Genomic DNA, 3,048 nt, shown 5'->3' with positions numbered 1-3,048 from the left:
TGTAAATTAGCACACTATTTCAGAACTACTTTTTCAAATTATTTTGGATGAAAATCGGAAATACCGTGCAAAATGTTTGCGAATTTTCTCCGATTTTGCACGCTTTTTCCGATCCTTTGCACATTATCTCAGACGAAAATCAGAAAAAGAAGAGGAGCCGTTCGGCTCCCTATGCCCCTGTTTCCTCCACCGCCATTCGAACAATCTCTTCGTCAATCACGTCCTTTTTTAGCTGGTAGCCGTATAAAAGGCACGTCGTCGTTAACGTATTGATGACTCGTGGCCATCCTTGCGACTGTAGGGCGATCGCCTCTAAAGCCGCAGGGGTAAAAATCGAGTGCTTCGCTCCTGCTTGCTTCATTCGCTGTTCAATGTACGCTGCCACTTCTTCTTTCGAGAGCGCTCCCATCCGATACCGCATGATGATGCGTTGTTGAAGCGGACGGTGGTGATTCAAGCGCAACCGTATCTGTAAGTGTGGCAGTCCTGCCAAAATCAACACAAACGGATTCGTGGAGTCCATGTGAAAATTAAACAGAATGGCGATATCTTGCAAAAACACATCTTTCGCAAGATGCATTTCATCTAGCAGAATCACTGGAGTGATTCGACGTTCCTGATACATTCGTTCGATTCCTTGTTGAATTTGGTAAAACAAGTCCACCTTTCGGTATTTCGGTTCCTCGCCTAACCCTAACGCTAATCCTCGATAAAAATCCATCACCCCGCCCGTGGATAACGGGAAATACACCACGTGATACAACGAAGGATTCAATGATTCTTTGAACGTCCGAAGGGCGAATGTTTTCCCCGCCCCCGGCTCTCCTGTCAGTAACCCTATTCCTTTCGTTCGTTTCACGTAATCCAATGCATGTAAGGCCTCTTCGTAAGAAGACCCTCGATACGCTTCCGACGGATTGGTGTCTTTCGAAAACGGCTCTCGAGAAAGGGAGTAGAACGTTTTATACATCCGTTCCTGCCTCCTTTCCTAGCCCCACAAACGGCGATCGATGTCGTTTGACGTAGGCATTATCGTGCATGCGCACCAGCGTCGCTTTCGCTGCTTCTTTGCCGTCTTCGTATACATACACCCCTTGCTCATCATACCGAATTTCCACGGATTGTCCAATAAATCGAGGCGGAACCTCATACAGCTGTTTGTTTAACGTAATCGTTCCATCCGCCTTCACTTTGCGAAACTCCCGTTTCAAAAAAATCGTGTCCAGCCAAGTCGCGTCCTCCACGAACGATACCATGTGCACTTGCGACTGAAACACTTCATGTGGCGTTTTTCCTTCTAGCGACGCATGGGGCTTCCGGTGGTAGTCTTCTTCGAGCCACTTCCAGAAGCGCTCGTTCAACGCTGGAAGCGACGTCACTGGCTCCATCTCCAACAACGGGTAAAACCGAGTTTGCACTGTCCGGAAAAATCGCTCGATTTTCCCTTTGCTTTGTGGATCATATGGCTGCGTATGAATGAGCGTGATCCCTAATTCTGCGCAAGCATATTGTAGGGGTTCCGAGCGATAAATTTTGCCGTTATCGGAGTAGATGCGCTTCGGTTTCCCGTACCGCAGGAACGCTTCTTTTGTCACGATGCGCAACCCGTCAAATTTCTCGGAAGAGAAAAACTGGGCATACGGCACGACCCGTGAACAATCATCGATGTAGGCGATCAAAAACGTTTTTTGCGCCTTTCCATTCTCTCGAATCACTGGACCATGGGATAAATCCCCTTGCCATAGCTCATTCACTCGATCGTACGCAAACCGTTTTCGTTCAGGCATCGGGGAATTTTCTTTCCCAACAAGGTTGTATTTTTTCAATAAACGATATATAGTGAAATAGGATATGTTTTGTTTTTCTATTTCCCCCTGCTCGATGAGGTGTTGGTAAAACACCGTCACCGGCGCATGGGGATATTTTTTTCGTAATGCCAATATGTGCTCCTCGTCTTCCATCGTGAGTCTTCGAGAATGGCCGCGATCCGCTCGACGTTTTGGCTTCAGTGCTTCAAATCCGCCTTTTTTATACTGGGTGCACCAGTCTAGAATCGTCTTCGCTGCGATCCGTTTTTCGCCATAGTGCGGAACGGCATGCATGCGCGTTGACACCTCCTTCACGTACGATTTCGGATCGACCTGCCCATTCACTAACGGTGCGATCAATCCATACCGAAATAGGGCGATTTCTTGTCTCATTGATTCGTCCATCAAGGTTTCCTCCTTCTCCGACGTTGCGGAAGAACCAATCGGTTCGTCCTGCCTCCATCATACCGAATCCCTTTCCCCTCGTCGACGCAAAAGGTTTGTGGAATCGATTGTTTTTGGAAATACAACCAAAAAGAAACAAATTAGGCACCGAATCTATTTGCTAAAAAATGAGTCGAATGTTCCCTCCACATCGCTTCGACGAGTTTCTCCACCCCAACTCCCTCGATGGTTTGTATCCACTCTTGGGCTTGAACGAGTGGTTTATTGGACACCCTCGGGATTCGTTTCCCTTTGGTTTGAAAAAACCAACGAAGCCACGGTAAATGAGCAAGAAATCGACGCATATAAACATCTACTCCTTGTCGGAGAGGAAAAAACTTGGACGAACCCTTCCCCTTGCCTAAGAGAGAGGAGAGGCGTTCCTTGAGCCAGTGGATAATCGTCCAAATCGTGTATTGGAAATACGGCAAGAGGAACGTGGGAAGCACGGTCACCGTCTTTTTGCATATCACGCACCGATAACGAGCAATCCAAATCCGATAGGCGTCTTGCCCCACCAATGCATTTCGTTCGTAATAGCCATGACGATAAAGATTGCGTTTCGCCTGACAATGTGGACAACGATGGATGGACGGAAACGCATTTTGTTTTCCTCGATTCGCATAGGTTTGCACATCAACCCCGAAGTTATACAACTGGATCACGATCTCATCCTCCCCCTCCGAAACAATTCACTAAAAATTTAGCATACTATTTCAGAAAGAGGGAGAAGTATATCCCGAAGGAATTTGCAAAAAAGAAGGCGTTTTATTCGGGGATAAAATGATAATTTACA

3 protein-coding genes are annotated in these 3,048 nt (G+C 46.9%); all 3 read right to left on the bottom strand.

Annotation, left to right across the window (positions count from 1 at the left end; genetic code table 11):
- Nucleotides 1–169: 169 nt before the first annotated feature.
- Nucleotides 170–970, bottom strand: a complete 801-nt coding sequence (locus HNQ84_RS14235) for an ExeA family protein (protein ID WP_430743413.1) — start codon at nucleotides 968–970, stop codon at nucleotides 170–172.
- Nucleotides 963–2,213 (bottom strand): IS481 family transposase, encoded by a 1,251-nt coding sequence (locus HNQ84_RS14230; protein ID WP_430743414.1) that lies wholly within the window; start codon nucleotides 2,211–2,213, stop codon nucleotides 963–965. Before HNQ84_RS14230 ends, HNQ84_RS14235 begins: the two co-directional genes overlap by 8 nt.
- Before the next feature lie 140 nt (nucleotides 2,214–2,353).
- Nucleotides 2,354–2,917, bottom strand: a complete 564-nt coding sequence (locus HNQ84_RS14225) for a DUF6431 domain-containing protein (protein WP_430743415.1) — start codon at nucleotides 2,915–2,917, stop codon at nucleotides 2,354–2,356.
- Nucleotides 2,918–3,048: the final 131 nt, after the last annotated feature.

It is taken from the genome of Anoxybacillus eryuanensis, from assembly GCF_051200995.1.
In the GTDB taxonomy this organism is placed as follows: Bacteria; Bacillota; Bacilli; order Bacillales; family Anoxybacillaceae; genus Anoxybacillus; species Anoxybacillus tengchongensis.
This window is presented reverse-complemented; position numbering and strand designations above follow the sequence as displayed.

What these genes read in the sequence shown, in the direction of transcription:
- HNQ84_RS14235 (WP_430743413.1), bottom strand. Translation starts at nt 970, where the DNA reads ATGTATAAAACGTTCTACTCCCTTTCTCGAGAGCCGTTTTCGAAAGAC.
- HNQ84_RS14230 (WP_430743414.1), bottom strand. Translation starts at nt 2,213, where the DNA reads ATGGACGAATCAATGAGACAAGAAATCGCCCTATTTCGGTATGGATTG.